The 1425-nt window shown below is 50.8% G+C and carries 1 protein-coding gene; it reads left to right on the top strand.

Annotation, left to right across the window (positions count from 1 at the left end):
• The first annotated feature begins 481 nt into the window (after positions 1-481).
• Positions 482-1381 (top strand): LysR family transcriptional regulator, encoded by a 900-nt coding sequence (locus tag ACRC27_RS00895; RefSeq protein WP_438638880.1) that lies wholly within the window; start codon positions 482-484, stop codon positions 1379-1381.
• Positions 1382-1425 lie beyond the last annotated feature (44 nt).

Raw genomic sequence — 1425 nt, 5'->3', positions numbered from 1 at the left:
AAACAACGCAAGACATCACAGTAAGAGACACGGTGATAAATATCGCCCTATAAACAAGAGTAATCGCATAATCCGTGTCTGCTCGATGTGGCGTACTATATCCCCGTAAGAAATGAGACTGAAATGGGAAAAATCACTGGCAAGCATAACTAAAACCTATGACAACGCTCCCACCAGACTCTCTATGAACGACTAAAGAAGCTGTCAACAACCACAATATTGGCCTGTTTGATTACCATGCGAACAGAATTTAGCCACACTTCAACGATATAGCGAAAACAGACTGCACAAGATTTATAGCAACGAATTTCTCGCCCCATAAATGACGTATTTTTCACCAAAAAAGAGCAAATAACGCATACAGTGATAAGCAATACCGATAGCAAAATAAGGTAAATGACATTTATCCGGTATATCGCCCCGAGAAATTTGATACAATCTGGCGATACAAGCCGATTAGAAATAAAAAACAGTTATCACTATGGATTACCGTCTGTTGCGTGCGTTTACCGCCGTGTTTGAAGAAAAAAATATGACTGCCGCCGCGCAGCGTTGCCACGTGTCGCAACCGGCTTTATCAGCCAGCATTCGCCAGTTGGAAGAGCAGCTCAATGTCACCCTGTTCATTCGGCAACCCAAAGGCGTAGCACTGACAGATGAAGCTCGCCGACTGTATCCGAGCGCCCGCCGCTTGGTGAATGAATTGCAAAACCTACCCACGCTGTTTGCACAGCAAGGTGGCGCGGTGAGTTTGTCGGTAGGATTGATGGCCGATCTGGGGCAATACTGGCAAAGCCAATTGATAGCTGAGTGCTATGCCGCCCTTCCCGGATTGCAACTGACATTGCTACAAGGCTGCGCTGGCGATATGCGCATTGATCGCGATGACGCCCTATGTGACGATGACCTGTTCTTCCCTCTGCTGGATGATGCCTACCATCTGGCCGTTGCAGCACGACACCCCTTTGCGCAGCAAGTGCGGGAAGCAATAAGTTCGGAGCAATCGCTGACGCTGGCCGACGTTCCCGCACAGGAATGGTTGGCCTGCCACGCCAGTGCCAGTTATCAGCGCATTATGGGCGTGTTGTCGCAGCACTCACTGGTGTTAACCCCCAAAGGTACCACCGACAACCACCAGCAATTGGCCGCTATGCTTAATGCGGGTTTAGGTATTGGGCTGCTGCCACAAAGCTTGTTAGCGGATTGGCCGACCTTGCTGCATTGTCCGGTGCCAGAGCTGGCCCTATCGCGTCGCATCGGCTGGTGTTATAGCGTGGAAGCCGCGCGCAATCCGGCCGTGCAGCAAATCATCCAGCATTTTACGCACGGTACGGCAACCGACGCCGAGCCAAGCGAGCCAGAATCGCTGCTGCGCTGTTAATCTGCGCACGTATTCACTCACTGCCGGTACCCATATATGGCCGG

It is taken from the genome of Plesiomonas sp. (genome assembly GCF_051650925.1).
GTDB lineage: Bacteria > Pseudomonadota > Gammaproteobacteria > Enterobacterales > CAMTGL01 > Plesiomonas.
This window is presented reverse-complemented; position numbering and strand designations above follow the sequence as displayed.